Below are 26,803 nucleotides of genomic sequence, written 5' to 3'. Positions count from 1 at the left end.
TAAAAAGGGGATTTTAATTACTAACAATAATTCTATTTTAGGAGTTTTTATTTAATAAACGATTCCTATTTATAAATAAAAAAATTCTCCTTGATTAGGAGAATTTTTTAGAAGTAGTGATTTTTTAAAATTATTTCAAATAACAATTTTATCAGCATCAAGAATTACTAGTGTTCCAATCTATTTTTCTAGAAAAATACATCACTGCCGAAAGTATTGCAAACAATCCGATGCTTCCTACTATCAAAGCATAATTTTCTAATTGAATAATTACATATAGAAAAGTATATAATGCGCTAAGAGAGAGAGCAATAAATACCGGAAATTTTCGATTCTTTAAAATTGAAACGGAATAAAGTGCAATTAATATAACAACCGCAATTCCAGAAATAATATAGGCATTCCTAAAACTGCTATGCTCCGTAATTGAAATGAGTAAGGTGTAAAATAGTATTAGTGCCAAACCAATCATTGAATATTGAAAGATATGAATCCTGATTTTGCTGATGGATTGTATCAAAAAGAAAATTAGAAATGTCAACCCAATTACTAGAAAACCATATTTAGAAGCGCGTTCGTTTTGCTGGTATTGATTCACAGGAATTACAAAATCAACCCCAAAGGCATATTGACTTAAATCAGGTAAGTTGTCAAATGATTGTTGCGAAAACGCTCTGTTGATATGTAATATTTTCCAATTAGCTACAAATCCCGAATTTGTAATTTGTTTGGTCTTGTCATCAGGAAGAAAGTTTCCTGTAAAACTTGGCGCAGCCCAATTTGATTTCATACTTACTTGTGTAGTTTTGCCTATAGGAACCATTTTTATTTGCTGGCTTCCGTTGTAAGTAATGTCAAAATTAAAATTAGTTTTCCCTAGAACTAGGATTTTTCTTAAATCAATATAACCCGTTTCTAATGCTTCGGTGCTGTCTTTTGTGGTGTCGCTATAAACGGGTTCAAAGGTGAAATTGGTGTTTCTAAATTTGATTTTCACTTCGTCTTTTATGCTTTTTAAATTGGTTGTTTTTATCAAAACTGTAGCTTTGTCCCATTGAATATTTTCGTTTTTAATGTTTTTGCTACTGAAATCCGGAAGATTATAATCGCCCTCAAACTTCATTTTTGAGCTAAAAACTACGGATTCATAATTGTTTCTGTTCAATACTTTAGTAGTTACATTTGTGTTGGCTTTTAATTCCTCAGGAAAAAAATACGCATAGTTAGTGGATGCTTTTTTTTGTTTTACGGTTTCTTTTGTCTTTTCGTTAATCGAAATTGTTTCTTCGTAAGATGTATAGGGAACTTTTAGAATTGGACCATAAAAAAATACGTTTTCGCCCCATTTGTCATTGATTTCAGTAATAACTTCGTTTTGGCGCTGCGACCGTTCTATAATTAAGTCTTTGACCAGTTCAAGAGGAATAAGTAAAACGAGTGTCAGTAAACCTACCATAATCATTTTGGCAGTATTAGATTGAAAAAAATTTGATTGATTTTGATTTTCTGATGTTTCCATTTTTGTTTTTGTTTAAGGTTTAAAATTTAAGTTCATTGTTCAATAGGTTTATTATGATATAGAGGTAAAGTGTCGCAATAGGAATGTTGCTTATCAGAATCATGATTTTTATAGCAATAAATTCTCTTTGATTTGGCAAAATAATGTAGTGGTAGAGTAATATTAAGAGTAGTATTCCATTCACGAGAACAGCAAAAAATATGTAAAATAATCCTGTAATTAGTAGCTCCGATTTATTTGGAAATATATAATACAATAGAAATAATATGGTTCCAATGGCAAATGTAGTAATGGCAATTTCTGTAGAAAATGCTCCTTGAAAATCTTTTTTTTGTTTTTCTAAATTTTTCATAATTTTATTTTAAAAGTACTTTGAAATTCAAAGTAAATAATTAAAAAAATAGGATTATTTTTTTTGAATTAATTTTTCGAGTGCATCAATATGTTCTCTAAATGCTTTTTTTCCATCAATTGTAGCACTATAACTGGTGTTTGGTTTTTTGCCAATAAATTGCTTTTCGATGGCGATATAATTCTCTAGTTCTAATGCTTTGGTATGACTGGCAAGATTACCGTCAGTAACACCCAAAAGTTCTTTTAGTGTACTAAAATCTGCTGATTCATTCACCATCAAAACCGACATGATTCCCAGTCGTATTCGATGATCGAAGGCTTTGTTTATATTTTGGATAATGTTTTTCAAAACTATTTTCTATCATATTTATAATACATTATTGAACCATAAAGTATGTGGCAAACCCCGAAACCTAGTGCCCAAAATAGCAAACCATATCCTAAAAACCAAGTGGAAAGCAATCCCAAAAAGATCATAGTAATTCCCAAATAGCGTACATCACCAAGTGTGTATTTACTCGCATTTACACAGGCTAATCCGTAAAAAATTAATGTTAAAGGAGCAACTAATCCCAAAACTTCTTTTTCGATTAAAAACAAAATAAAAAAACCACCAGTTGCTAATGGTATCATAAAGTTAATGACCAATCGTTTTGAAGAAGCATTCCAAAGTGTGTCATTACTTTTTTTAGCTTTTCTAATACTCAAAACGATTGCTGTTAGTATTGACAACAAAAGAACTGTCGAAGCAATCATAGAAAGTTTGATTAGTGCAGTTTCTGTTACAATCAAATCGCTATAATTCCCTAAAGTTGTTGTGTCAAAATAAATTATTTTATACACCAACCATGCTCCAATTAAGGAATACACGCCAGCCAAAATTCCTGAAAGTCCACTCAAAGAAATGAATCGAGAAGATTTATCCATTAAATTTTTTATTTCGGAAATATCACTAAGGTATTTTTCTTTTTCCATTTTTAAAGTACTTTGAATTGCAAAGTAAATAATAAAAAAAATAGTTACCAAAAAAAAAGGCAACTATTTTATAAACTGTCTAAAAAAAGTTCTAAATCTTAAAAATTCCACCAAAAGCGATAATACTTTGGAAAAAGAAAAATTCCTGGGAAGCACTATCGGCTGTGCTTTGTGTAGTTCGAATGTCCTGCATATTGATGTATCCGCCTTTTAATTCTCCCTGAATATAAAAATGTTTGTAGAAGGTAATATTTACACCTGCTTTGAGAGAAGTTCCAAAACCCGAAACATTAAAATCATCATAGCGTGTTTTGCCTAAAAGTGTAGCGTTTGTCTTTGGATAAAGCAACCCAACACCAACTCCTTCGGTTAAATTAATTTGGATTTTATCCGTATTTTTTATTTTAAACAAAGCCGAAACGTCATCATGTCTCGAAAACTCCGTGTTTACATAATTCAAACCATCAGTATGTTCAAACATCATAAAATCTTGGGTCATTACTGTAGAATTATGGTTATAAATTCCGTTATATACAGCACCAGGTTCGGTTATAGGAAAGTTTATTTCTCCAGTTACATTCACGGTTTGGACTTGTGTCAATACATATTTCATGTGATCCCAACCTATTGCAATGCTGTAATGATCGTTTATAAAATAGCCCATTCTAAAATTAGTTTGCGGAATGGTCATTCTCGCAGGATTAAGATAATCAACATGCCAACCTTTTGGTTTGTCGTGTGCAACTGCATTTTCTAAAGTAAAATTATAGTCTTTACCTCGAAAATTAATATCTGATTTTGAGTAACTGTCTCTGTTTCCGCCCCAAGAAATAAAGAATTTTCCTTTGTTGTGAGCGGTGTATTTGTCTTGAACTTTGATAGTTTCTTGAGCAAAAGTAGTTGCAGAAAAAGCCAATATAAATACTGAATATAGAAATATATTTTTCAAGGAATTAAATTTAAAACTGATTTATAGTTTGTCTAATGGCTACTAATTTAGTCATCAAATCTTCGAAATAATCGAGATGTAACATATTTGCTCCATCACTTTTTGCATTTGCAGGATCAAAATGGGTTTCTATAAAAATTCCATCAACGCCTACTGCGATTCCGGCTTTTGCAACGGTTTCAATCATATCGGGTCTTCCGCCAGTAACACCAGCAGTTTGGTTGGGTTGTTGTAGCGAATGGGTTACATCTAGAACTGTGGTGGCATAGTGTTGCATGGTAGGAATTCCACGAAAATCCACAATCATGTCTTGGTAACCAAACATGGTTCCGCGATCAGTAACCATCACATTTTGATTGTTGCAATCCAACACTTTTTGTACGGCGTGTTTCATGCTTTCGGGACTCATAAATTGTCCTTTTTTCAGGTTTACGACTTTTCCGGTATTGGCTGCAGCCACGACTAAATCCGTTTGACGTACTAAGAAAGCTGGAATTTGCAAGACATCTACGTATTGCGCTGCCATTTCGGCATCTTCATTAGTATGAATATCAGTAACGGTTGGAACTCTAAAAGTTTCGGAAACTTTTCGAAGTATCTTCAATGCTTTTTCGTCGCCAATGCCCGAAAAACTGTCAATTCTAGAGCGATTTGCTTTTTTGAAAGAACCTTTAAAAACAAAAGGAATTTGTAATTTATCTGTAATTCCTATTAGTTTTTCGGCAATTCGCATCGCCATTTCTTCGTCTTCAATGGCGCAAGGTCCAGCAAGTAAAAAGAAATTACCACTCTTAGTATGTTTGATTTGCGGAATATGGTGTATGTTCATAATGTGATTTTTGATGGTGCAAATGTAATTAGGAATTACGATTTATGAATTATGATTTAGGGTTAATTTACCTTTTTTTTAAAGTAAGACCAACAGGTATCATCACGAATCCTTTTTCGTAAATGTTCAAATAGAGTAGGAGCGGTTTGTTTAGACCTTCCCATTTTATTTCGTAAACGTCTAGAAATCCTGCTCCCATATCGCTTCTTTTTGTGGGAAACGGACAGCAACTTTCGAGTCTGGTGTAGGTAATTTTCTCTCCATTTGGTCCAGCCAAAGCACTCAAATAACGTTCCTGATTGATGGTTTCTTCTTTGCTGTTTCTATAAAAAACATTCACCGGATAATCTTTATTGTACCCATATTTTGAGTCTTTGCTGTTTTCAGTAATTACAAAAGTGTTGTCATTAGTAAGTTTTAGATTCGGCGCATTGTCATCGACATTTTTCAAAGTTGATTTTGTACTTCCGCAAGAAACCGTTGCTAAAACTATAGCAATATAAGCCAGAATGTTTTTCATAAATGTATTTTTGAGCGTGATTTTTAGATCCTTTTGATGATTGAAACAAAGATAATAAGTCTTTCAAACACAGCGCAACATAAATCAATAATTATGCCTAATTCATACTATTTTTAAAAATTAGATTTCCTATTTTTGTTTCATAAAATGTACACTATGAATCTACTTTTTCAAACTTGGTCTTGGTCTATTTCGGGATTTTTGATTGGCATGATTATGCTTTGTCTGATTTATTTCGGAAAAACTTTCGGAATGTCATCTAACCTTCGCTCGCTTTGCACCATAATTGGTGTTGGCAAAAAAGTGTCTTTCTTTGATTTCGATTGGAAAGCGCAACGCTGGAATTTGGTAGTTGTGCTTGGCGCTATGCTTGGCGGTTTTGTAGCGGTTCATTATATGAGCGATGCTTCGAATGTGGCTATTAATCCAAAAACGATTGCGCAACTCGCAACACTTGGCATCGATGCGCCAAACGGAAAATTAGTTCCCGATGCTCTTTTTGGAAGCCAAATTCTCGAATCGCCTTACCATATTTTTATCTTAATTATTGGTGGAATCTTAATAGGCTTTGGTTCACGATATGCTGGTGGTTGCACGTCAGGCCACGCTATTACAGGCTTGAGTAGTTTGCAATTACCTTCTCTCAAAGCGGTTATAGGGTTTTTTGTTGGCGGATTAATTATGGCTCATTTTATTTTACCCTTACTTTTTTAGATTATGAAATTTATAAAATATTTACTCGTTGGTTTTGTTTTTGGAATTGTTCTCACAAAATCCGAAGCTGTATCTTGGTATAGAATCTACGAAATGTTCCAGTTTCAGTCGTTTCACATGTACGGAATCATTGGCGTTGCAATTGCCACGGGATTGATAGGGATTCAAATTATAAAACGAAAAAACATCAAAGACATCAATGGCGAACCCATTGTAATTCCTGACAAAGACAAAGGCTCAGCTCGATATTGGATTGGCGGATTATTTTTCGGTCTCGGTTGGGCATTGGTTGGTTGTTGTCCTGGACCTATTTTTATTTTGCTCGGTGCAGGATTTTGGAGTGTTTTATTGGTGCTTTTTGGTGCGTTGGTAGGGACTTTTATTTATGGGGTTTTGAAAGATAAATTGTGGCATTAGAAATTATATTTTGAAGATATTTTATGGATTCCACGTTACCACACTTGTGGTTGTGATTATGTATGAACTTATATTTTGGTTAAAGGTGCAACAGTACAAATAAATTTAAATGATGCCCAAACCTGAAATAGCGTAAATGCCTGTTAGCGAATGTTTTAATCTCTTGTCCAAAATTCTTCTGTCAAATAAAAAACAGTATCTATAAAGTACAAAATATCATTTTGAGTAAGTACGTTTTCGTCATGCAAATCCTCAAGGATTATTCCTAATTCACTATTAAAATAATCGTTGTTACGGTTATTTTTAAATCCGTTTAAAGTTAAAAATGTTTTTACTTTAAATAAATCTGTATTGGAAGTAGCAGTGACATAATTTTGTTGGACAACAGCGTATAAAGTTTCACTGTCTTTTGTGAATCCGACTAACTCATAAGCTGTGTCAGCGAAGAAATAATTGTGAAGTAATAAGTTGTAAAGATAATCTTTCCAAGAATTGTAATATATCGCATCGTTAAGTTTCAAAACGTGTTCGCTGTCTTATAAGTAAACTTTCTGTTCAGCTCCTTCGCTAACATATTGTGAAAAGTCTATGTTCTTTATCCAAAGATTATTCTCAGAAATATATTTTTCTAACTTCTCTGCTTCTTGTCTTTTGAAATGCTTTTCGATTTCAATAGTTTGGCCTGCTTTCTCGCCATCGTTAAGGTAACTGGCGATTGTTTGGATAACTGTTCCAAACCTAATTTCGCTCTTTCCTGAAAGGACATAGTGTAGTTCATCTTTTAAATGATTTTGCATTTACAAATATAAACAAAGAATTGATAAGTAGAATGTTTCGATAATAGCGGTTCAAAATAGTCGCTAAACTCTGGGTATACATGGGTTTGGTAATAAATTAAGCCCAATTTTCGGATTTGCTAAAACTCCCAAATACAAAACCAACTTTCTATTAAGCCAAATGGACAAATCCTTTGTAACTGTTAGCAACTGGCTTTTATTCTTTTCTTTAGTTCAGATTTAGCTTGTTCTAAATCAATCAACATTTCATTTTCAATTTCTTGTATTAACTTTTTTCCATATTGCCATAGAAACTTATCAATATCGTAATTCGAGTAGCTTTCTAAACCTAAATCTGTTTTAAATTTTTCAAATGTTGCATAAAACTCTTTGAAATTATTTGGGTTTTCAAATGAAATCTTTTCGTTATTTTTTTGACCTAAATATCCATTTATAATAATCCAAATATAACTATCGTAAATTGGTGTTTCAAAATCGCTTAAAAAATGAACGTATTTGGTTGAAAAAGATAAGTTATTCCGTTCAAAACATTTTCCTTTTCCATTTGTCCAATTAACTTTAGCTATTTTATCTACAAATGTAATATATTCAGTTATTGTTTTTGGATTTGATTCAGAGATAGAGGTTTTATTTATTTGGTCAACTACTGGATTTATATTAACGATTGCTGTTGAGTAAATTTTATTTAATGATGCAACTTTTATTAAAACATTGAATTTGTTTTTATCATCATTAAATGTTTTAAATAATTTAAGAAGATTTTTATCAAGTTCGTAACCATCTTCAACTGAATATTGTTTAAGAATTTCATCAATGAATTCTTTCGTTGGGTTTTTTAGTTTCATTTTTTTAAGCTTTCAGGTACATATATATTACCACTATGTTTTTTCCTCATTCAACTTCAAAATCCCAGCGACGATTAAATACTGTGCTACTAAATACGTTGCCATAATTAGAAAATTACTCATTGGAATTGGAATGTAAAATTTATCGAAAGCCAGAATACTATCTGAGCTTACAAAAATAATTGCACCCAATAAAATATAATTATTTGCTGGTTTTTCCCAACTCAAACTCCGTTTGAAAGCAAAGAAAAGCATCGTAGAAATCACCAAAGCATACACCACAACAGGAATTTTCAAATCACCCAAACTCGGTAATAAAGTAGCCAACATTAATGCTAGATAAGCCAGAATAGCTACAATTCCAATCCACAATATACTTTTATTTGAATGGTTTTCGGTTGGTAATTGTTTGCTAAATAAAACAATATAAACAAGATGTGATAAGAGGAAAGCAACCAATCCAAAGATGAAATACAACTCACCTTTGTCAGCAAACATCAAAATTACATCGCCAATCCAAGAGAAAGTCAAAGCAAGTAAAAGCAACTTTTTAGTTGGAAAAGGTTCAGAATAATATACTGCCAATAGCAAAAAAGGAAGCAATAATGGTTTCAAAAACCACGAAATGTTGTCCTGCCCAAAAAGGATTATCAAAAGATAAAAAGCGCTAAAACCAATAAAACTTTTTAATAATAAAGCATCTTTCATAAACTTAAATTTGAGCCAATGTTAGTTTTTCCTTTTCGAAATTGACACTTACAAAGTAAATTGTAACCAATAAGGACAAAGTCAAATAGCTAATAATGATATAATTAGTAAAAGGAAATACTGCGTTCAACCCAAACCAATCACCATAATACGAAATAATTGCAATCCCAAACACAAACCGAATACTTTCCCAAAACAAAGAAAATTTTCGAGTATCCATCAGTTCCGTGTAACTGTAAATCGTTGCGAAAACGAATGCGCCGTAAACAAAAACATTTGGCAAACCAATTTTCGCAATCGAATCATACATATATGTAATAAGTAACAAGGTAACCACCGTTTGTGTAATTGCCCAATACATCAATTTTTTAGAGTGTTGCGTGCCGTATTTCTCGAAATTATAAACATTGGTAATTTTGTGTGCAGGATATTTCTCTTCGAAATTTTCCGGTCGCCAACCTGTGGGTTTAAACCAAATAGTGAATTTGTCTTTCCAATTTTCGGCGTACCAAGCATCGCGAATCAGTAACCACAAATGCTGAAAATTAATCCGAATGGGGTTCCAAGTTTGTGCTGGTCTCGTGATGCCATAAACTGCTGGAACTGTTGGTAATTCTTCCTGAAAAGTGCCAAATAATTTATCCCAAATTATGAATATTTGCGAATGATTCTTGTCCATATATTCAGGATTGATGGCGTGATGCACTCGATGATGTGATGGCGTTACAAGGATTTTTTCTATAAAACCCATTTTTTTGATGTGTTGGGTATGATACCAAAATTGCAAAAACAATTGAATAGGTAAAGTAATGGCAATCACGACTGGCGGAACGCCAAAAAAAGCTGCTGGAATTAATAAAAAAGTAAATAAATTCACAAAACTGGAAACCGTTTGGCGCAAAGCACAAGCCAAGTTGAACTCTTCGCTACTGTGATGAATAGCATGTTTGTTCCACAAAAAATTAATTTGATGCGACCATCGATGTGTCCAATAGCCATAAAAATCGATTACTATAAAACCTATAATGTAGGCCAAAACTGTTGCTTCGAGATGAAAAATAGCAATTTTAGAATACAACCATTCGTAGGATAATAAGGAAATACTAATTCCTAAAACGTCTTTCACAGAATTTGTCATACCAGAACTCACACTCGAAACTGTATCCATATATGGCGCTGTGTCTTGCCCTTTGTAGTAACCGTAAATTTTTTCTATTGCAATTAGTAATAAAAATATTGGCATAACGAATACTAAAATTTTAGCGTATTCTTCCATAAAGCATGATTTTTATACGAATATATGATAAAAGACAATGCAGAATTAATTATTGTGTAAAATTAATTCTGCATTGCGATTGTATCAGTAGTTTTTTAAATAATCTCGGCGCTTAAACCCGCTTCCAGTAATTGCGAGCATTGAGGTTTAAGTTTGTCGATAGTGCCTGTTTTTACGGTACATTTTCCGTTGTAATGCACAATCAAAGAGCATTGTTCTGCTTGTTCTGAGGTGTGATTACAAACCCGAATTAGGGTGTCAATTACGTGGTCAAAAGTGTTTACATCATCATTATAAACTACAATTTCGTTGTTTATGGATGTAATTTCTTTTGTAGTTGTTTTTTCTCTTATTTTTTCTTTGGTACTCATTTTTAAATAATTTTAGAGGTTAAATAAAAATACAGTTTGGTTTATCTTTTTTTGAAAATACAAAACGTAAAATTTTGTACGGTTTCAACAGGAGTTGTATGATCTTCATTGATACATTTCAGTTTTTCAAAACCATCCGAAAATTCATTTTCGAGAGCAGTTTCGGTATATTGTTTAATTTCAAGTCCGCTACATTTGCTCGGCCCATTTTCAGAAAAAGTACCAATAGTTACAAAACCAGTTACCCATTTTTTTGCAATGGCATGATAGGAATTGAGTTGTTCGCGGGTTGTCAAAAAATGAAAAGTTGCGCGGTCATGCCAAATATCATAAGTCGTATCAGGTTTGAATTCTGTGATATCCGAAACAATCCAATTTACTTTTTTGGCGTTTTTTCCGAGACGTTTTTTTGCTCTTTCTAATGCCTTTGCAGAAATGTCTAAAACAGAAATATTTTCGTATCCGTCAGCTAACAAAAAATCTACTAGATTGCTATCACCACCACCAATATCAATGATTTTAGCTGATTTATCCAGTTTAGTTTCTCGAATAAAATCAAGTGATGTTTTTGGAATTTCTTGCGTCCAACTTACTTCACTAGGAAGTTTTGTTTCATAAACGGTTTGCCAATGATTTTTTCGGTTGGTTTCCATTTTTTAGTTTTCAGTACTAATTTACATATTTTAAAGATACCCAATTGTTTCTTTGGAACTTTTTAACATACGTCAATCCTTTTTCGGTGCAAGATGCATCAATAAACGGAATGTCTTCTTCATAAAAACCACTCAAAAGTAGCGTTCCATTTGGATTCAAACAAGCAACATAACTTTGCATGTCGTTCAACAAAATATTTCGGTTGATGTTTGCAATAATGAGGTCGTATTTTTTGTCTTTTAATAGTGCTGCATCTCCTTCATAAACGGAAATATGGTTGCAATTATTACGTTCCGCATTTTCGATAGAATTCAAATAACACCAGTTGTCAATATCAATTGCATCTATTGGTTTTGCGCCTTTCATTTCGGCTAAAATTGCCAGAATTGCTGTTCCGCATCCCATGTCTAGGGTTTTCATTCCAGTTACATCGATTTCTAATAAATGCTGAATCATCATGTGTGTGGTTTCGTGATGACCGGTTCCAAAACTCATTTTGGGTTCGATTACAATATCAAATTCGGCGTTTGTTTTGGGGTGAAAAGGTGCGCGAACATGGCAATTTCCATCAACATCAATTGGGTCAAAATTCTTCTCCCATTCTTCGTTCCAGTTCACTTGTGCTATTTCTTCGAAAGTGTAATCGATTTTAAATTCATCGGATTGTAGAATGTAAATGTCTTCTAGAATTTTTTCGTCCCATAAATCTTTTTGTACAAAAGCCGAAATTCCAGTTTCGGTTTCGGTAAAACTTTCGAATGCTTTTTCTCCTAGTTCGGCAATCAATATTTCGGAACCAAGTTCTCTTGGCTCAATTGTAAAATGATAGCCTATATAAATGTTTGACATGTTTATTTTTTTGCAAAGATAATAATTCTAGTTAAGGTCAGAAAGTCAAGAATCATATTGCTGTAAGTAGAAAAAATTCTAAATGCAAGATTGAAATTTTTGACTTAACAATAAAAAATAGTTGTTAATTTGTCATTCTGACGAAGGAAGAATCTCAACAAAATTAAGCAACAAGATGAGATTCTTCCTGCGTCAGAATGACAAATAATGGGTTTAAATTTCCGTTGAAAATCGATTTATAGCAATAAAAAAAAGTCAAAAATTTCCATGACGAAAATTTTTGACTTTTAACTCATAACTTCTTTTAAATAGCATTCACAATCGCAACAAAATCGTCAGATTTTAATGCTGCTCCACCAATTAAACCTCCGTCAACATCAGGTTTAGAGAAAATTTCTTTGGCATTATCAGGTTTTACACTTCCGCCATAAAGTATCGAAACATCTTCGGCAATGTTACTGCCAAAAGTATGACGAACAGTTTCTCTGATGAATTCGTGCATTTCTTGTGCTTGTTCTGGACTTGCTGTTTCGCCAGTTCCAATTGCCCAAACGGGTTCGTAGGCTAAAACTATGTTTTCCCAATCTTTTGCTTGTAAATGAAATAAACCATCACGCAATTGATTTTCCACAATGTTAAAATGATTTTTGGATTGTCTGTCTTTCAACTCTTCACCAAAACAAAAAATTACGGTCATATCGTGTTTTAAGGCCGTATCAACTTTATATGCAATTATAGAATCGGTTTCATGAAAAATCGCTCTGCGTTCTGAATGTCCTAGAATCACTGTATTCACACCAATACTTTTGAGCATATCTGCTGATATTTCGCCAGTATAAGCTCCACTTTCTGCTTGGTGCATGTTCTGTGCCGCAACGGTAATATTTGTAAATTCTAAATGCTCAACTGCTGATGATAAGTTGATAAATGTTGGCGCTACAATTACTTGTGCGTTGCTATCAGTTGGTATTTTTGCTATTAATTCGTTTAATAAATCTTCGGTTTCTTCTGCGTTTTTGTGCATTTTCCAGTTTCCTGCAACAATTTTCTTTCTCATTTTAGTTGTGTTTGTGTTTTTATTATTTTATTGTGATTGCCATTGAAATTGCTATTGATTTAATCCTTTTAAAGTGATATTGATTTTATCAAAATCAGTTTCAACTGCTCTATAAAGTGCAATTTTACCTGTTTTGTCAATAATGATGTATCTTGGAATCCAATCTAAATCGATAGCTTTTCCAAATACACCTTTCATTTGGTCGTTTGCCATAAAATGATCGCCAATAATTTTATGTTTCTCGATACCAATTTTCCATTTTTCAACAGTTTTATCCATTGAAATAAAAACATAAACAACTTCGGGATTTTGTACTTGTAATTCATGAATTTTTGGCATGGCTTTTACACAGTCGCCACACCATGAAGCCCAAACTTCGATGACTACGGTTTTGCCTTCATATTTTTTTAGGATATCCCTAAAAGCAATTTGTTGACCATCTCTGGATAATAATGTTTCTTGTAAAGCTTCGTTTGAAAAATCTGTTTTCTGAGCATTAGTGCAAGAAATAGATATTAAGGCGACTAAGAATGCGGCTATTTTTTTCATTTTATTTATTTTGGTAAAGTTACTTAAACGATTCTTTATAGTATTAAATTTTAATTACTGATTTATAATTTCAATTTATTAATATCATGATGATGTACTTTTTGAATTACAGTTCCATAATTTAAAATCACGATACTTGGGTTTGCTCTTTCAATAGTTTTTAAAGCTGTTTCATCACAAAAGAAGAAATCAAATTTTAGATTGTATTTCTTTTTAGTAACATCAATAATGGCTTTGGTAGAACCTGTTAATAATCCAACATAATATCCTTTTGCTACAGCATCTTGATATAATTTATTGAGTTTTTGAAGGCCTTCGGGACAAGATTTCTCTAGATTATATGCAACAATTATGAGGTTTTTTTCTTTTGATAAAATTACTTGAGTGTTGTCTTGACCTTCTAGTTCAAGTTTAAAATCGTGAATAGGAGGAAGGTAACCTTGAACAATAACTTTGTCTTTTCGATCCACAAATTCAGCTCCAGCTGGCAATGACATCAAATCTTTTTCTGTAAATTCTGTATCAACTCCATTTACTTTGTAGATAAAAACCATTTCAACCACACTTTTTGGAGCATTATCTGGAATTTCCATTGCTTTTTGAATATTTATACCCACTTTGTAAGGTCTAAAATCAATTAGAGGCAAATGATTAATTACCCAATATCCTAAAAAAGCACACAAAATTAAACTTGTTAAGGCTAAACTATTTTGGGTTTTATTACCAAATAATGGCTTGATTAATTTTTGATTAAAAAACAAAATCAGAATAAATACCAATAAAACAATATCCTTAGTGAATGATTGCCAAGGAGTTAATTTTAGTGCATCACCAAAACAACCACAGTCTTTTACAACATCGAAATAAGCGGAATAAAAAGTCAAGAAGGTAAACATCACTATCAAAAGTAGCAAACTCCAAATTGTAATTTTTGATTTATATCCAATGAGTAACATAACACCTAAAACGACCTCAAGTATAACCAATACTAGCGCAATTGCTAGTGCGAATGGTGCAAAAAATGGCATATTAAAAACAGGCTCACTAAAATACTCTGTCAATTTATAAGAGAATCCTATAGGATCATTGAGTTTTATTAATCCAGAAATAATAAATAAAATTCCAACAAAAATTCTTGAGAATTGGGTAATACTATTTTTCATAATTAATTTTTAAGTGCAAATATAAACTAGATTACTTTTTTGGGTTGTTAACGATTTGTTATTTATTAAATTCCAAAAAACAAAAGCCAAATAACAAATAAATTCCAAATATTAATTTTCAAAATTCAAAAATTAATAAACTCAAAATTATAAATATCAGGATGATTTTTCGATTATAGAAGAAAATATTTTTTTTAGTTCTTCAGATTCTTGTATTAAGATATTCATGTCTGTTTCAAATTCTAAATTTGTTGCCTTCAATATTTTTAACCAATAACTACTTTCTTTAGCTTCCTTTCTACAAATTTTAATCCTGTAGCAAAAATCTTTTTTGCTTAAAGATTCATTTGCTTCAATATAATTTGCCCCAACTGAACCAGATGATCAAACATATTGTTTTGCATCTTCAATATTGGAAATTGTACGTGGTAATTTTTTAAAAAATAATCTAGAGTTAATTGCAAATTTCAAAGTTCGTTCTTCTAAATCGTATTTTTTCGGTTCCATTAGTTTCTGAATTTTTAGATTTAGAATTTATTTGTTATTTGTTATTTGTTATTTGTTATTTGATTTTTGCTATTTTACTTTTTCCATTAATATCAAAGCAAATACGGCGTAATTTATCATATCTTGATAATTTGCATCTATACCTTCTGAAACTAATGTTTTGCCTTTGTTATCCTCAATTTGTTTTACCCGAAGTAGTTTTTGCAAAATCAAATCGGTGAGTGAACTTACTCGCATTTCGCGCCAAGCTTCTCCATAATCGTGGTTCTTATCTAGCATTAAATCTTTGGTCAATGTAACTTTATCGTCAAATAATTGTGTTGCTTTTTCAACATTTAAATCGGGTTGTTCCGCAACGCCAAGCTCTAATTGAACTAGTGCCATTATAGAATAATTGATGATTCCTATAAACTCTCCTGTTTCATCCTCGTTTATTTTACGAACATCATTTTCTTGTAAACTTCTAATACGTTGTGCTTTTATAAAAATCTGATCGGTTAAAGAAGGCAATCTCAATATGCGCCAAGCACTACCGTAATCTTTCATCTTGTTGACAAATAGCGATCTGCAAATTGCTATTACTTTGTCATATTCTTGTGAAGTAGTATTCATTTATGCTTTATATTTGTATAAAATTTCTTCAAAAATAAGCATAATTTTTTTGATTTTAGCTCGAACTTTTGGGAGATGATTTTTGAACCTTGATTTTTCAAGTATTTATATACTAAACTAGATTTCTATTCCTAAAATGACAATTAACTGCAAAGGTAAACTCGTAGATTTATCAATTCCTAAAGTGATGGGAATCTTGAATGTTACACCAAATTCTTTCTACGATGGCGGAAAATTTATTGGAGAAAAAGAGATTTTGGTTCATGTCGAAAAAATGCTTCTTGATGGAGCAACTTTCATTGATATTGGAGCCTATTCAAGTAAACCAAAAGCCGAGTTTGTTTCTGAAAAAGATGAAATTTCAAGAATAATTCCAACAGTCGATTTAGTTTTGAAACATTTTCCAGAAACCCTAGTTTCGATAGATACTTTTAGGAGCGAAGTGGCCAAAATTTGTATTGAAAATGGAGCGGCAATGATAAACGATATTTCAGCAGGAAATTTAGACGATAAAATGTTTGAAACAGTTGCTAAATATAATGTTCCATACATTATGATGCACATGAGAGGAACACCTGAGAATATGCAGAACATGACCAGTTATGAAAATATAATCAAAGAAATACTATTTTATTTTTCAGAAAAAATTGCAAAAGCGAGAAGCTTTGGTCTCAATGATTTAATTGTAGATCTAGGTTTTGGTTTTGCTAAAACAATAGATCAAAATTATGAAATTTTACAAAAAATGGAATTGTTTGACCTGCTTGAATTGCCTTTACTTGTGGGTTTTTCAAGAAAATCCATGATTTATAAACCATTAGAAACTAAACCTGAAAATGCTTTAAACGGAACCACAGTTTTAAATACAATTGCCTTGACTAAAGGAGCTAAAATCCTTCGTGTTCACGATGTAAAAGAGGCAATGGAATGTGTTACGTTATTTAATAAAATTAATAATCTGTAATAAAGTATTTTAGTTTAGTAATCCTTTTTTGCGATGCTTTCTTTTGGAGATAATCAATTTTTGTTGCCAAAATCGAATGCGACCCTCGTCTCAAATATGTTAGATCATGCTCCGATTTAATTTTTTTTTTGAACAAATAATTTTGATTTTTTCTCTGTAATAAACCAATTGTGCCAAAGTGTTTATAAGACCCAATCCGATTGCAAATGTTAGATTCATTTATACCTTTTGTAGTAGAAACAAATCCATGCGAATGGTGATTTTCTAATACTAATTTCAAATATTCAGGCCAAATGTATATTCATACTTAACTTTTCTTTTCATAAAAAATGCCCCAAATAGTGTTTAACTTTTTGGGGCATGTTCATTAAAATAATAAATTATTGATATCTTAATTCAAAAATTAAGCAAAAATATTTTATTGTTTGGTTAGATTCCCTCTAATTTCTCCTCCAGGAAACGCAGCGCTGTGCAAATTTACATAATAAAGGCCAGCATTTAAATCTGCTTCTTGTTCAGCAGTAAGTGCTGCACTAGTATACATTATTGGCGAAACTAAACTTGAAAACGGAAAAACAACAGGTCCATTTGCGCCTGCTGCAGCTTTGTGAATGTGACCTACTGTAGGTGATGCAAGAGTATGTACTACAGTGATGGTGAAAATTTTTGTTGTTGTGTTAAAGACAAGTGTTCCAGTTCCAGTTGCTGTTGAAGAATTTGGTGTCGTCTCATTAGCACCACTCAAAGTAGCTTTATAAGTTACATTAGGATTTGGTTCATCATCATTACAGGATACAACAAAAGTCGAAATAAGTGTAAAAACTAAAATTTTAAATAGGTGTTTCATAATTTTTTTTGTTTAAGATTTTTATACAATTCTTAAACAAATTTAGTTTTAATTACTTCATCAAAATATCAATCAGAATAACTTTAATAAACTTTTAACGTTCGTTGAAGTTCATTTTGTTCACTTTTTTTATAATCCAGTCATAATGATAGAACTGCGATTAGTAAAAAAAATATATTGATGTTCAATCTTTGTTTCGTTTGAAATAAACCACTTCGATTTAAAATCATTGATGATGATACGGTTCGTTTTTTAAAATCGTAAATCCTCGATACAATTGTTCAATAAAAAATAAACGAACCATTTGGTGTGAGAATGTCATTTGCGAAAGCGAAATTTTACCATGCGCTTTAGCATAAACAGTTTCCGAAAAACCATAAGGTCCACCAATTACAAAAACTAGTGTTTTAACACCTGAATTCATTTTCTTTTGCAATTCTTCAGAAAAACTCACACTCGAAAAAGTTTTACCGTTTTCATCCAATAAAATAAGTTGGTCGGTTGCTGTTATTTTAGCCAAAATTAATTCGCCTTCTTTTTCTTTTTGTTGATTTTCGGATAAGTTTTTGACGTTCTTAATATCTGGAATAATCTCTAAATCGAACTTGATGTAAAACGACAATCGTTTTAGATATTCATCTATAAATAGTTGCAGGTTTTTATTGTCGGTTTTACCTATGGCAATGAGTTTAATGTTCATTTTAGTTTGAAAATTAACTTTTTAGTAAGTTTTAGAATTACTTTTTTGATAGTTTTGAAAATATAAAAAATACTGCCAAAGCTTCAATAATCATCCCAGTTATTAAAAAAGAATTGGAGAGTATTACAGATTGATGCATAATTTTAAAAAGTGCACCTAAAACAGTAATTACAGTCCCTAATAAAAATAAAACTAGTAGTGGTATATTTCTCATTTTTTAAATATAAAAAAGAGACAGCTAATTTATTTGCTGTCTCTTTCGCATTTGTTTTACTTTTTTTCTTTATCCAAAATTATCGCTGGAATCTGTTTGCTCTTTACAAAGTCATTAAATTGGGTTATTTTATTTTCAGTAATGTCTTTTACTTTGGCTACAGCGGTATCAATTTTTGCAGCTAAATCTTCATAAACCACATAAGCACTTTTTATGGGTTTGGTTTCGGCAGAGGAAACATTAGAACCTAATCCAGCCATTTTATCGTTTAACATAATTGGAAACGCGAGAACATCTTGTGGTGCAATTGCTTTTGGTTGCATTAATGTTGATTCAATTTCATCAATAGATTCAAGTATAGGTTTTGTGATTTTTTTCATCTCATTTACAAGAGTTGAATCTTTTACGGAACCAACATAGCCATTTATTTGAGTTCGAATTTTACGAATTTTATTAATAGCAATATGGGCTTCATCTACTTTTTTGTTTATTTTTTGATGAAGATTAAATTGTTCTGCCAAATCGGAATCACTTACTGTTAATCTTGGGTCTTTTTTAATTTCGATAGGTTGTTCTCCTATTATTTTTCCGTCTTCGATTAAACGAACTTTATAATTTCCAGGGACAACTTTTGGACCAACTCCAGAACCTGCCCACATTACATTTGTACCATCTACTTTAGTCACACTAGGATAACGCATGTTCCAGTTAAAAGAGTTCATGCCTGATTTTGAAGTTATAAATCCAGCTTGTGTTTTAGTGGGATCTTGGTGAAATTCTTTGGCTATTTTCATTGGTTCGCCTTTCAAATTTTTGGTCGAAGAATAGGAGATAATAGTATCATTTTTTTCATTCAAGAATTGAAGTTTTAGTTCTTTAGAAGCTTTATTTTTCAAATAATATCGTACCAAAACCCCATTTGGTGCATTAGTTCCTGAGTTTTTCGAATCACTTTGCCCACCTTGCATTCGATACGCAGGTCGAGGTTTGAAAAGGTGTTTGCTTGATTTAACTGCATTGTCCATGATTTCGTAAAGTGGACTAATATCGTCCAAAATCCAAAAAGCACGACCGTGAGTTGCCACGACTAAATCTTTTTCGCGTTTTTGAATTTGCAAATCACGAATAGGAGTAAGTGGTAAATTTAGATTGAGTTTTTGCCAAGAATTTCCATCATTGAAAGAAACATAAACACCTCTTTCGGTTCCAGCGTAAAGTAAACCCGCTTTGTTTGGGTCTTCACGAAGCACACGACAATACTCGTCCGAAGGAATTCCAGTAGTTATTTTTGTCCAAGTTTTACCGTAATCAGCAGTTTTAAATAAATAGGGATTTCTATCTCCGTACATGTATTTGTTGGCTGCTAAATACGCTTTCCCTTTTGCATGATCTGATGTGTGAATCATGCTTATTAGAGAAAAATCAGGCAATTGATTTGTTGGGATAGAAATGTTATCCCAATTTTTTCCATTGTTTTTTGAAACATGAACCAAACCATCATCTGATCCTGTCCAGAGCACACCTTGTTCTAATTGCGATTCTGCCATTGTAAAAATAGTAGCATAAACTTCGGCTCCAGTTTGATCTTTAGTAATTGGTCCACCAGTTTCGCCTGTAGTTTTAGGATCATTACGTGTTAAATCTGGGCTTATAATTTCGAATGAATTTCCGCCATCTTCAGTAACATGTACTACTTGTGATGTCACATACATACGTTTTGGGTTTTGTGGGGAAAAAACGATAGGATATGTCCATTGAAAACGATGTTTTTTGGCACTAGATGGTGCGCCAATATTTGATTCTGGATACGGAGAAATATCTTGGTATTGATTTGTTTTTTTGTTATACTTGCTTAATGAACCATCATATTCGCCACCATAAGTAATGTCTGAATTACTTGGATCAGCTTGAATATAACCAGCTTCACCTCCAGCTACTGGAAACCATGAATCTTTGTCGATGCTATTGCCATCGGTTCGTGAAGCAATTTTTATAGAAGAATTATCTTGCTGTGCGCCATATACATTATAAGGAAAATCATTATCTAATGAGACATGATAAAACTGACTTGTAGGAATATCTATATCCGAAAAAACTTCGCCACCATTAAAAGTTACTTCGCCGCCACCATCATCACCTATTATAAAATTATCAGGATTTTTTGGATTTATCCAAACATCGTGCGTATCGCCATGACGAACTGGAATTTCTTTAAAGCTTTTACCTGCGTCGCTAGATTTCCAAGCATTTACATTCAATACAATTAGCCCGTTTTCATTTTTTGGATCTGCTTGTAAATTCATATAATACCATGGTCTTTGCCAAAGGTTTTTATCTTCATTGATTAATTCCCAGTGTTCACCAGCATCATCTGAACGGTACAATCCACCTTTTGTATTTTCGATTAATGCATACAAACGATTAGAATTTACAGGAGAAACAGCAACGCCTATTTTGCCTAAAATTCCCACAGGCATTCCAGGTTTTTCGTTTAAACAAGTCCAAGTATCACCACCATCAATAGATTTGTACATTCCAGAACCTTTTCCGCCAGAGGACATTGAATGCCCGTTTCTATAGGCTTGCCAAAGTGTTGCGTATACAATTCGAGGATTATTTTGGTCAATTCGAACACACATTGCTCCAGTGCTTTCATCTTTAGAAAGTACTAATTGCCATGTTTTACCTCCGTCTTTACTACGATAAATTCCTCTTTCAGGATTTGTATGAAACGGATTTCCCATTGCTGCAGCAAATACAATATCTGAATTTGTAGGATGAACTTCAATATTTCCGATAGCATCTGCTTTTTCAAGTCCTATTTTTGACCAAGATTTACCCGCATTTACAGATTTATACATTCCATCGCCAAAAGAAATATTAGAACGCATATCTGCTTCTCCCATTCCCACATAGACTACGTTTGGATCAGATGGTGCCACAGTTATTGCACCAACCGATGAAGATTTGAAGACGCTGTCAGAGATTGGTTTCCACTCATTTCCTCCATCAGTAGTTTTCCAAACTCCACCGCCAGTAGCACCAAAATAATAGGTTAATGGTTGGTCTGCATGTCCAGCGACAGCAAGTGATCGACCTGCTCGAAATGGACCAATATTGCGCCATTTCAAACCATTAAATACACTATCATTTACAGTAGTGGTAGTCTTTTTGTTTTTTTGTGAAAAAACCGAACCGGAATTTAAACTGATAAAAAACACTAATAAAATACTAAATCGGATTCCTTTTGTAAAGTACTGTTTCATAATTATTGATTTGAAAATTTATTGATAAATTTAGTTAAATTAAACTATTTAATGTTGAGAATATATATTTTACTTATTTGGTCTAGTTTTGGAAATTTTTTTAATAATTGAGCATAATTTAATGGATTTACTTTGCTCATGGTTTCATTTCCATATCCTGAATATAATTTTTCCACTACCTCCATTCCGTTTATCACGTTTCCAAAAGCGGGAAATCCTTTGACTCCTTGATAATTTAAGGTATCAAGGCGAGGGTTGTCTGTCAGATTTATAAAAAGATGATCGTGTCTGGTTTCTTTTCCACCTCTAGCAAAACTTAACGCCCCTTTTATGTTACTTTGACGAACTTCTTCATCGGGAATTTTTGATTTTTTCCATTGTGCCGTTTTTGTAGAATCACTTATTCCAAATTGAGCTACAAAATCGGGTACAACTCTATAAAAAATCGTTGTATCAAAATAATGATTTTTTACTAATTGATAAAAGCGATCAACCGCTTTTTGAGAACTTACTCTGTTAATTTGAATATCAAATGTTCCTTTTGAAGTTTCAAATCTAGTAACGAAAGTATCAGGTGCTTTTGCCGTTGTCCATTTGGTTTTATATACAGATTTACTGCAACTAAATAATAGAATTAAGGAAAAGATAAAAAATAGTTTTTTCATTAATTTAAAAATTAATTACAAGCCAATCAAAAGTAGAAATAATTATTTGGTACGATTGTGTTTTTGATATTTTTATTTGTTAATTATTAGTTAAATCAATGAATAAAAATCATTTTACAGCGAGTTAAAATTATTTTTGGTATGAATTAATCTTTAAAAACCATTAAATGAAAAAATATTTCATTTTCGCAACAGCAATTATTTTTAGTTTAACAACGATAACTTCATTTGCTCAATCTAAAAAAGATAAAAACAAGAAATCAGAAGTTGCTCCAACCGTAGTTCCCGAAAAAAAGAAAGATGGCGCAATAAAAGAATACAGCCAAGTAATAACTAAAGATGCTGTAACGGATGATGGTTTATTTAAAGTGCATAAAGTGGATAAAAAATATTTTTTTGAAGTGCCTAATAAATACTTGAATAAAGACATGTTGCTTGTAAGTCGATTATCAAAACTTCCGGCAAATTTGGGAGGTGGATTTGTAAATGCGGGTTCTGAAACTAATGAGCAAATGGTAGTTTGGGAACGATTTCAAGATAAAATTCTTTTGAAATCAAAATCATTTAATGCTGTAGCAAATGACAGTTTACCCATAAGCATATCCGTTAAAGCTAATAATTATGCGCCAACATTGTTTGCTTTTGACATCGTAGCATTCAGTAAGGATTCAGCAAATACCGTTATTGATGTCACTAAATTTTACAGTAGCGATGTAAAAGCCATAAGTGGTTTATCTGCAGGAATCAGAGAAGCCTATAAGGTGAAAGGTTTAGATGACACTCGAAGTTTTATTACTACTATGAAAAGTTTTCCGTTAAATATCGAAGTAATTCAAGATTTTACTTACAATGCATCAAAACCATCAGTGCTTGAAGACACAGAAACCATTAGTATACAAATGAATCAATCTATGATTCTTCTTCCAGAAAAATTGATGACACCAAGAATTGCCGATCCGAGACTAGGATTTTTTACAGTAAGTCAATACGATTATGGTAGTGATGCTTTAAAATCGGATCAAAAAACATACATTCGACGTTGGAGATTAGAACCCAAAGACCCAGAAGCTTATGCACGAGGAGAACTTGTTGAACCTATAAAACCTATAGTTTATTATTTAGATCCTGCTACTCCAGAAAAATTGCGAAAATATATAAAACTTGGAGTCGAAGAATGGATAAAACCGTTTGAAACAGCAGGCTTTAAAAATGCTATCATTGCCAAAGATGCTCCAACCAAAGAAGAAGATCCAGATTTTAGCCCAGAAGACATTCGGTATTCTGTAATTCGATACGTAGCCAGTACAACCCGTAACGCAGTTGGACCAAGTGTTTCTGATCCACGAACTGGCGAAATTATCGAAAGCGATGTTATCTGGTATCACAATCATTTGCGTTCTTACAGAAATCGTTATTTATTAGAAACTGGCGCAGCAAATCCTTCGGCTCGAACATTAAAAACGAGTGATGAGGACATGGGAAACATGATGCGCATTGTAATTGCTCATGAAGTAGGTCATGCACTTGGTTTTCCTCATAATATGTGTGCAAGTAATGCTTATGATGTAGAGCGTTATAGAGACGGTGCTTTTACACAAAAATTTGGTATAGCTGCCAGTTTGATGGATTATGCCCGATTCAATTACATCGCACAACCTGGTGATAAAAACATTCGATTTTTTAGACAAATGGGACCATATGATCATTATGCTACAAATTGGGGTTATCGTGTGATTCCAAAAGCCAAATCTCCAGAAGATGAAATAGCTACATTAGATTCATGGATACTTGAAAAAGTAGGTAATCCAATCTATAAATATGGGAAACAAAGTAGTGATTTTGATCCAACAACTCAAACAGAAGATATTGGTAGTGATGCAATAAAAGCCAGCGATTATGGAATGAAAAATTTGAAATATGTGGGTCAAAATTTAGCCCAATGGACTAGCGATGCAACCAATAATTATGAGGATTTGAACGAACTTTATGGTGAATTTTTAGGAACTTGGAGTAGGTATGTGGGTCATGTTGTAACCAATGTGGGAGGTATTTATGAAAACACCAAAAAACCAAACCAAAAAGGATCTATATATGAAATTGTTCCAAAAGCAAAACAACAAGAAGCCATGCAGTGGTTGCAAAATAATGCTTTTAATTCTCCCACGTGGTTAGTTAATCTATCAACATTGAAAAGTATTGATTTTACAGGTTATACCGAGCGATTTAGAAGTTTACAAGCAAGACATTTAAATAATGTTTTGAGTTTAGAACGAATAGGAAGAGTATTAGATGCTGAAATTTCAGGGACTACGAATTATAAAGCATTAGATTTAATAAGCGATATGCGAAAAGGAATTTGGAAAGAAACTACAACATTGTTAAATGTAACAATTTATCGTAGAAATTTACAACGAACATTTATTGAAAGAATGGGATATTTAATGACCGAAGAATTGAAACCAGCACCAGGTGTTGTTTATTTTAATGTGCCACAATCTGATATTCGTGCCTTAGTTCGTGGAGAATTAAATGTGCTAAAAAACCAGTTAACCCTAGCTAAAAACACCGGGATTAATACAGAGACAAAGTACCATTACGAAGATTCGATTAAACGAATCGATTTGATTTTGAATCCTAAATAATAGTTTTTTATAGTTTGAAAAATAATTTAATGCTACTTTTTTAATTAATCAAAAAAAATGAAAATATATCCAAAATCTGGCATCGATAAACTCCTTTTTGGGATGAAACAAACCGATGTAATTGTTATTTATGGTAAACCAAATAAGGAATACAAGGATGAAGACAATAACTTAATTCTTGTTTATAACACCTTAAAAATGCGTTTGACTTTCTATAACGATGAAGCATTCAGGTTGGGTTATATTGTAGCTTCAAGCCCTGATTTAGAATTATTTCAAAATACAATTATTGGAAAAAACATCAAAGACCTAATAAAAGAATTGTCACTAAAAGGTATTTCTAAGTTCACTCAAGAAGCCTTTGATACTTATGAAAACTACTTTAATGAGGATAATTGGATAATCTTGCAAACGGAGTTTGATGAGGTAGTAAAATTCGAAATTGGCGCAATTATAAACGAAAAGGATGAGTTTGATTGGAAATTTGGAAAGAAATAAAAAACACTACTATTTTTGAAGTTGAGAATAAAATAAAAAGGGATTGTCTAGCCTAGACAATCCCTTTTTATTTATAACTCTTTTTTTTATTGCTTTACAGCAGTTGGCGCCGATTCAAATATTTCTAATTCAAAAATAATAGTTGCGTTGGGCAAAATTACATTTCCAGCTCCACTTGCACCGTATCCTAAATTTGAAGGAATATATAAAGTTGCTTTATCACCAAAGGACAATAAATTTAAACCTTCTAGAAAACCAGGAATTAAACCCACCTTTTTACCCACTTCGAATGGAAAGGGTTGGTATCCGTTTTGTGCGGCTCTATTTGGATCAAATTTCCCATAAGCTTTGCAAATTTCTTCATAGCTACTGTCAAATAAGCTTCCGTCTTCAAGATAACCTGCATAATGAACCTTTATAATTGTACCATCAACTGGTTTTGTTCCTGTACCTTTTGTAATACTATATGCTAAACCAGAATCACTTTTTGTGGCAGTAGTTTTGAGTTGTGCTAAGGCCAAAGCTTTTGCAGAAATGACACTTCCGTATGTTTCAAAATATACTTTTTTAGCTTCGGCTGCAATTGCAGCTTGTTTTTGTTGGTTTTCTGCATCAATAACAGCTTGTTTTTTTGCGTCTTCGGCTTTATTAGCATAGTAATCTGAAAACACTTTTGGAGCATCAAATTGTTTTGCCAATGTTCCTTTTCTGGTAATAGTCACTTTCAGAATTAGGTCATCTTGTGCAATTAAGTTCACCACTTCCATCCCTTTTGTAACACGACCAAAAACAGTATGCTTACCATCAAGCCAAGATGTTTCCTTGTGTGTGATAAAAAACTGGCTGCTATTTGTGCCTGGACCAGAATTTGCCATGGAGAGTATTCCGCCTTTATTGTGTTTTAAATCAGTAAATTCATCTTTAAAAGAGTAACCACAACCACCAGAACCATTTCCGTTTGGATCACCACCTTGAATCATGAAATCCTTAATTACTCTGTGAAATTTCATTCCATCATAAAAAGGTTTTCCTTTTAGCTTTTCAACCGTAACAAAGGTGTTCGTTCCTTCTACTAGCGATACAAAGTTTGCAACAGTTACTGGTGTTTTTTGGTATTCTAATTGTACTTCAATAATCCCTTTATTGGTGTTGAATGTTGCAAAAATTCCTTCAATTGCTACAGGAGCTTTTGGAGTTACTTTAACTGCTGTTTTTACAGGAGCTTTAACGGTTGTCAATGGTTTTTTAACGGGAACAACTTGCTTTTTTTTAACTTGTGCTTGTACGCTGAATATTCCTAAAAATAGTAATAATAGAATTTTTGATTTCATTTTGTTTAAAT

28 protein-coding genes and 2 pseudogenes are annotated in these 26,803 nt (G+C 32.4%); 5 read left to right on the top strand and 25 right to left on the bottom strand.

Features of this window, described 5'->3' with window-relative positions; genetic code table 11:
- Nucleotides 1-157: 157 nt before the first annotated feature.
- The 7 genes from creD to RMO53_RS13230 all read right to left on the bottom strand — a co-directional run bounded on the left by creD (nucleotide 158) and on the right by RMO53_RS13230 (nucleotide 5,146).
- A complete protein-coding gene (gene creD, locus RMO53_RS13260) occupies nucleotides 158-1,519 on the bottom strand; it encodes a cell envelope integrity protein CreD (RefSeq protein ID WP_310381622.1) in 1,362 nt (453 codons plus the stop codon).
- 19 nt (nucleotides 1,520-1,538) lie between these two features.
- A complete protein-coding gene (locus tag RMO53_RS13255; protein WP_310381620.1) occupies nucleotides 1,539-1,871 on the bottom strand; it encodes a hypothetical protein in 333 nt (110 codons plus the stop codon).
- Nucleotides 1,872-1,925: 54 nt separating this feature from the next.
- Nucleotides 1,926-2,222 carry a transcriptional regulator gene (locus RMO53_RS13250; RefSeq protein WP_310381618.1) on the bottom strand — a complete coding sequence of 99 codons (297 nt, stop codon included), beginning with the start codon at nucleotides 2,220-2,222 and terminating at the stop codon, nucleotides 1,926-1,928.
- A 2-nt stretch (nucleotides 2,223-2,224) separates the two neighbouring features.
- Nucleotides 2,225-2,848 carry a hypothetical protein gene (locus RMO53_RS13245; protein WP_310381617.1) on the bottom strand — a complete coding sequence of 208 codons (624 nt, stop codon included), beginning with the start codon at nucleotides 2,846-2,848 and terminating at the stop codon, nucleotides 2,225-2,227.
- Nucleotides 2,849-2,939: 91 nt separating this feature from the next.
- On the bottom strand, nucleotides 2,940-3,797 hold the full coding sequence (locus tag RMO53_RS13240; RefSeq protein WP_310381615.1) for a hypothetical protein: 858 nt from the start codon (nucleotides 3,795-3,797) through the stop codon (nucleotides 2,940-2,942).
- Nucleotides 3,798-3,807: 10 nt separating this feature from the next.
- A complete protein-coding gene (kdsA, locus tag RMO53_RS13235) occupies nucleotides 3,808-4,626 on the bottom strand; it encodes a 3-deoxy-8-phosphooctulonate synthase (RefSeq protein WP_310381613.1) in 819 nt (272 codons plus the stop codon).
- Nucleotides 4,627-4,693: 67 nt separating this feature from the next.
- Entirely contained in the window at nucleotides 4,694-5,146 is a 453-nt protein-coding gene (locus RMO53_RS13230) for a 2-dehydro-3-deoxyphosphooctonate aldolase (RefSeq protein ID WP_310381611.1), read from the bottom strand.
- Between the two features lie 156 nt (nucleotides 5,147-5,302).
- On the opposite strand from RMO53_RS13230, the gene RMO53_RS13225 reads away from it, so the two are divergent.
- Both RMO53_RS13225 and RMO53_RS13220 read left to right on the top strand, forming a co-directional pair.
- The gene (locus RMO53_RS13225; RefSeq protein WP_310381609.1) at nucleotides 5,303-5,860 is read left to right on the top strand and encodes a YeeE/YedE thiosulfate transporter family protein; all 558 of its coding nucleotides are present in this window, start codon (nucleotides 5,303-5,305) and stop codon (nucleotides 5,858-5,860) included.
- Between the two features lie 3 nt (nucleotides 5,861-5,863).
- Nucleotides 5,864-6,277, top strand: coding sequence for a DUF6691 family protein (locus RMO53_RS13220; RefSeq protein WP_310381607.1), 414 nt, complete (start codon nucleotides 5,864-5,866; stop codon nucleotides 6,275-6,277).
- Between the two features lie 155 nt (nucleotides 6,278-6,432).
- On the opposite strand, the pseudogene RMO53_RS13215 reads toward RMO53_RS13220, so the two are convergent.
- From RMO53_RS13215 to RMO53_RS13160, 12 genes and pseudogenes are all read right to left on the bottom strand, one after another.
- Nucleotides 6,433-7,074 (bottom strand): annotated as a pseudogene (locus RMO53_RS13215) (hypothetical protein).
- 182 nt (nucleotides 7,075-7,256) lie between these two features.
- Entirely contained in the window at nucleotides 7,257-7,919 is a 663-nt protein-coding gene (locus RMO53_RS13210; RefSeq protein ID WP_310381605.1) for a hypothetical protein, read from the bottom strand.
- Nucleotides 7,920-7,952: 33 nt separating this feature from the next.
- A complete protein-coding gene (locus RMO53_RS13205; RefSeq protein ID WP_310381603.1) occupies nucleotides 7,953-8,627 on the bottom strand; it encodes a lysoplasmalogenase in 675 nt (224 codons plus the stop codon).
- A gap of 4 nt (nucleotides 8,628-8,631) precedes the next feature.
- A complete protein-coding gene (locus RMO53_RS13200; RefSeq protein ID WP_310381601.1) occupies nucleotides 8,632-9,903 on the bottom strand; it encodes a sterol desaturase family protein in 1,272 nt (423 codons plus the stop codon).
- A gap of 95 nt (nucleotides 9,904-9,998) precedes the next feature.
- Nucleotides 9,999-10,274 carry an ATP-dependent Clp protease adaptor ClpS gene (locus RMO53_RS13195; RefSeq protein ID WP_310381599.1) on the bottom strand — a complete coding sequence of 92 codons (276 nt, stop codon included), beginning with the start codon at nucleotides 10,272-10,274 and terminating at the stop codon, nucleotides 9,999-10,001.
- A 41-nt stretch (nucleotides 10,275-10,315) separates the two neighbouring features.
- Complete coding sequence (locus RMO53_RS13190) at nucleotides 10,316-10,927, bottom strand: class I SAM-dependent methyltransferase (protein ID WP_310381596.1); 612 nt, start codon at nucleotides 10,925-10,927, stop codon at nucleotides 10,316-10,318.
- Between the two features lie 16 nt (nucleotides 10,928-10,943).
- Nucleotides 10,944-11,777: a 50S ribosomal protein L11 methyltransferase gene (prmA, locus tag RMO53_RS13185; protein WP_310381594.1), complete on the bottom strand. Its 834-nt coding sequence runs from the start codon at nucleotides 11,775-11,777 to the stop codon at nucleotides 10,944-10,946.
- A 304-nt stretch (nucleotides 11,778-12,081) separates the two neighbouring features.
- A complete protein-coding gene (gene tpiA / locus RMO53_RS13180) occupies nucleotides 12,082-12,834 on the bottom strand; it encodes a triose-phosphate isomerase (RefSeq protein ID WP_310381593.1) in 753 nt (250 codons plus the stop codon).
- 51 nt (nucleotides 12,835-12,885) lie between these two features.
- A complete protein-coding gene (locus tag RMO53_RS13175; protein WP_310381591.1) occupies nucleotides 12,886-13,383 on the bottom strand; it encodes a TlpA disulfide reductase family protein in 498 nt (165 codons plus the stop codon).
- A 62-nt stretch (nucleotides 13,384-13,445) separates the two neighbouring features.
- The gene (locus tag RMO53_RS13170) at nucleotides 13,446-14,546 is read right to left on the bottom strand and encodes a BT_3928 family protein (RefSeq protein WP_310381589.1); all 1,101 of its coding nucleotides are present in this window, start codon (nucleotides 14,544-14,546) and stop codon (nucleotides 13,446-13,448) included.
- A 156-nt stretch (nucleotides 14,547-14,702) separates the two neighbouring features.
- Nucleotides 14,703-14,918: pseudogene (locus RMO53_RS13165) on the bottom strand (four helix bundle protein); the annotation flags it as partial.
- Nucleotides 14,919-15,122: 204 nt separating this feature from the next.
- Nucleotides 15,123-15,665, bottom strand: coding sequence for a DUF1599 domain-containing protein (locus tag RMO53_RS13160; RefSeq protein WP_310381586.1), 543 nt, complete (start codon nucleotides 15,663-15,665; stop codon nucleotides 15,123-15,125).
- A gap of 136 nt (nucleotides 15,666-15,801) precedes the next feature.
- Here RMO53_RS13160 and folP point away from each other — a divergent pair, with 136 nt between their 5' ends.
- Nucleotides 15,802-16,629: a dihydropteroate synthase gene (folP, locus tag RMO53_RS13155; RefSeq protein WP_310381585.1), complete on the top strand. Its 828-nt coding sequence runs from the start codon at nucleotides 15,802-15,804 to the stop codon at nucleotides 16,627-16,629.
- A 418-nt stretch (nucleotides 16,630-17,047) separates the two neighbouring features.
- Here folP and RMO53_RS13150 read toward each other — a convergent pair whose 3' ends face one another.
- The 5 genes from RMO53_RS13150 to RMO53_RS13130 form a co-directional block, all read right to left on the bottom strand.
- Nucleotides 17,048-17,476: a CHRD domain-containing protein gene (locus RMO53_RS13150; protein ID WP_310381583.1), complete on the bottom strand. Its 429-nt coding sequence runs from the start codon at nucleotides 17,474-17,476 to the stop codon at nucleotides 17,048-17,050.
- A gap of 226 nt (nucleotides 17,477-17,702) precedes the next feature.
- Complete coding sequence (gene rlmH / locus RMO53_RS13145; protein ID WP_310381581.1) at nucleotides 17,703-18,176, bottom strand: 23S rRNA (pseudouridine(1915)-N(3))-methyltransferase RlmH; 474 nt, start codon at nucleotides 18,174-18,176, stop codon at nucleotides 17,703-17,705.
- Nucleotides 18,177-18,213: 37 nt separating this feature from the next.
- Entirely contained in the window at nucleotides 18,214-18,390 is a 177-nt protein-coding gene (locus RMO53_RS13140; protein WP_310381580.1) for a GldL-related protein, read from the bottom strand.
- A 56-nt stretch (nucleotides 18,391-18,446) separates the two neighbouring features.
- Complete coding sequence (locus tag RMO53_RS13135; protein WP_310381578.1) at nucleotides 18,447-21,656, bottom strand: VPS10 domain-containing protein; 3,210 nt, start codon at nucleotides 21,654-21,656, stop codon at nucleotides 18,447-18,449.
- 44 nt (nucleotides 21,657-21,700) lie between these two features.
- A complete protein-coding gene (locus tag RMO53_RS13130; protein ID WP_310381576.1) occupies nucleotides 21,701-22,321 on the bottom strand; it encodes a peptidylprolyl isomerase in 621 nt (206 codons plus the stop codon).
- A gap of 167 nt (nucleotides 22,322-22,488) precedes the next feature.
- On the opposite strand from RMO53_RS13130, the gene RMO53_RS13125 reads away from it, so the two are divergent.
- The gene (locus RMO53_RS13125; RefSeq protein WP_310381572.1) at nucleotides 22,489-24,963 is read left to right on the top strand and encodes a zinc-dependent metalloprotease; all 2,475 of its coding nucleotides are present in this window, start codon (nucleotides 22,489-22,491) and stop codon (nucleotides 24,961-24,963) included.
- Nucleotides 24,964-25,020: 57 nt separating this feature from the next.
- On the top strand, nucleotides 25,021-25,461 hold the full coding sequence (locus RMO53_RS13120; protein ID WP_310381570.1) for a hypothetical protein: 441 nt from the start codon (nucleotides 25,021-25,023) through the stop codon (nucleotides 25,459-25,461).
- A gap of 86 nt (nucleotides 25,462-25,547) precedes the next feature.
- Here RMO53_RS13120 and RMO53_RS13115 read toward each other — a convergent pair whose 3' ends face one another.
- A complete protein-coding gene (locus RMO53_RS13115; protein ID WP_310381568.1) occupies nucleotides 25,548-26,792 on the bottom strand; it encodes a peptidylprolyl isomerase in 1,245 nt (414 codons plus the stop codon).
- Nucleotides 26,793-26,803 lie beyond the last annotated feature (11 nt).

The sequence above is a fragment of the Flavobacterium sp. genome, from assembly GCF_031409475.1.
GTDB lineage: Bacteria > Bacteroidota > Bacteroidia > Flavobacteriales > Flavobacteriaceae > Flavobacterium.
Note: the sequence above shows the minus strand (reverse complement) of the source record. Positions and strands in the feature narration are given on the sequence as shown.

What these genes read in the sequence shown, in the direction of transcription:
- RMO53_RS13190 (WP_310381596.1), bottom strand. Translation starts at nt 10,927, where the DNA reads ATGGAAACCAACCGAAAAAATCATTGGCAAACCGTTTATGAAACAAAA.
- RMO53_RS13125 (WP_310381572.1), top strand. Translation starts at nt 22,489, where the DNA reads ATGAAAAAATATTTCATTTTCGCAACAGCAATTATTTTTAGTTTAACA.
- RMO53_RS13115 (WP_310381568.1), bottom strand. Translation starts at nt 26,792, where the DNA reads ATGAAATCAAAAATTCTATTATTACTATTTTTAGGAATATTCAGCGTA.
- rlmH (WP_310381581.1), bottom strand. Translation starts at nt 18,176, where the DNA reads ATGAACATTAAACTCATTGCCATAGGTAAAACCGACAATAAAAACCTG.
- RMO53_RS13255 (WP_310381620.1), bottom strand. Translation starts at nt 1,871, where the DNA reads ATGAAAAATTTAGAAAAACAAAAAAAAGATTTTCAAGGAGCATTTTCT.
- RMO53_RS13210 (WP_310381605.1), bottom strand. Translation starts at nt 7,919, where the DNA reads ATGAAACTAAAAAACCCAACGAAAGAATTCATTGATGAAATTCTTAAA.
- RMO53_RS13130 (WP_310381576.1), bottom strand. Translation starts at nt 22,321, where the DNA reads ATGAAAAAACTATTTTTTATCTTTTCCTTAATTCTATTATTTAGTTGC.
- RMO53_RS13175 (WP_310381591.1), bottom strand. Translation starts at nt 13,383, where the DNA reads ATGAAAAAAATAGCCGCATTCTTAGTCGCCTTAATATCTATTTCTTGC.
- RMO53_RS13160 (WP_310381586.1), bottom strand. Translation starts at nt 15,665, where the DNA reads ATGAATACTACTTCACAAGAATATGACAAAGTAATAGCAATTTGCAGA.
- RMO53_RS13170 (WP_310381589.1), bottom strand. Translation starts at nt 14,546, where the DNA reads ATGAAAAATAGTATTACCCAATTCTCAAGAATTTTTGTTGGAATTTTA.
- tpiA (WP_310381593.1), bottom strand. Translation starts at nt 12,834, where the DNA reads ATGAGAAAGAAAATTGTTGCAGGAAACTGGAAAATGCACAAAAACGCA.
- RMO53_RS13225 (WP_310381609.1), top strand. Translation starts at nt 5,303, where the DNA reads ATGAATCTACTTTTTCAAACTTGGTCTTGGTCTATTTCGGGATTTTTG.
- kdsA (WP_310381613.1), bottom strand. Translation starts at nt 4,626, where the DNA reads ATGAACATACACCATATTCCGCAAATCAAACATACTAAGAGTGGTAAT.
- RMO53_RS13135 (WP_310381578.1), bottom strand. Translation starts at nt 21,656, where the DNA reads ATGAAACAGTACTTTACAAAAGGAATCCGATTTAGTATTTTATTAGTG.
- prmA (WP_310381594.1), bottom strand. Translation starts at nt 11,777, where the DNA reads ATGTCAAACATTTATATAGGCTATCATTTTACAATTGAGCCAAGAGAA.
- folP (WP_310381585.1), top strand. Translation starts at nt 15,802, where the DNA reads ATGACAATTAACTGCAAAGGTAAACTCGTAGATTTATCAATTCCTAAA.
- RMO53_RS13245 (WP_310381617.1), bottom strand. Translation starts at nt 2,848, where the DNA reads ATGGAAAAAGAAAAATACCTTAGTGATATTTCCGAAATAAAAAATTTA.
- RMO53_RS13195 (WP_310381599.1), bottom strand. Translation starts at nt 10,274, where the DNA reads ATGAGTACCAAAGAAAAAATAAGAGAAAAAACAACTACAAAAGAAATT.
- RMO53_RS13220 (WP_310381607.1), top strand. Translation starts at nt 5,864, where the DNA reads ATGAAATTTATAAAATATTTACTCGTTGGTTTTGTTTTTGGAATTGTT.
- RMO53_RS13140 (WP_310381580.1), bottom strand. Translation starts at nt 18,390, where the DNA reads ATGAGAAATATACCACTACTAGTTTTATTTTTATTAGGGACTGTAATT.
- RMO53_RS13150 (WP_310381583.1), bottom strand. Translation starts at nt 17,476, where the DNA reads ATGAAACACCTATTTAAAATTTTAGTTTTTACACTTATTTCGACTTTT.
- RMO53_RS13230 (WP_310381611.1), bottom strand. Translation starts at nt 5,146, where the DNA reads ATGAAAAACATTCTGGCTTATATTGCTATAGTTTTAGCAACGGTTTCT.
- RMO53_RS13205 (WP_310381603.1), bottom strand. Translation starts at nt 8,627, where the DNA reads ATGAAAGATGCTTTATTATTAAAAAGTTTTATTGGTTTTAGCGCTTTT.
- RMO53_RS13200 (WP_310381601.1), bottom strand. Translation starts at nt 9,903, where the DNA reads ATGGAAGAATACGCTAAAATTTTAGTATTCGTTATGCCAATATTTTTA.
- RMO53_RS13120 (WP_310381570.1), top strand. Translation starts at nt 25,021, where the DNA reads ATGAAAATATATCCAAAATCTGGCATCGATAAACTCCTTTTTGGGATG.
- creD (WP_310381622.1), bottom strand. Translation starts at nt 1,519, where the DNA reads ATGGAAACATCAGAAAATCAAAATCAATCAAATTTTTTTCAATCTAAT.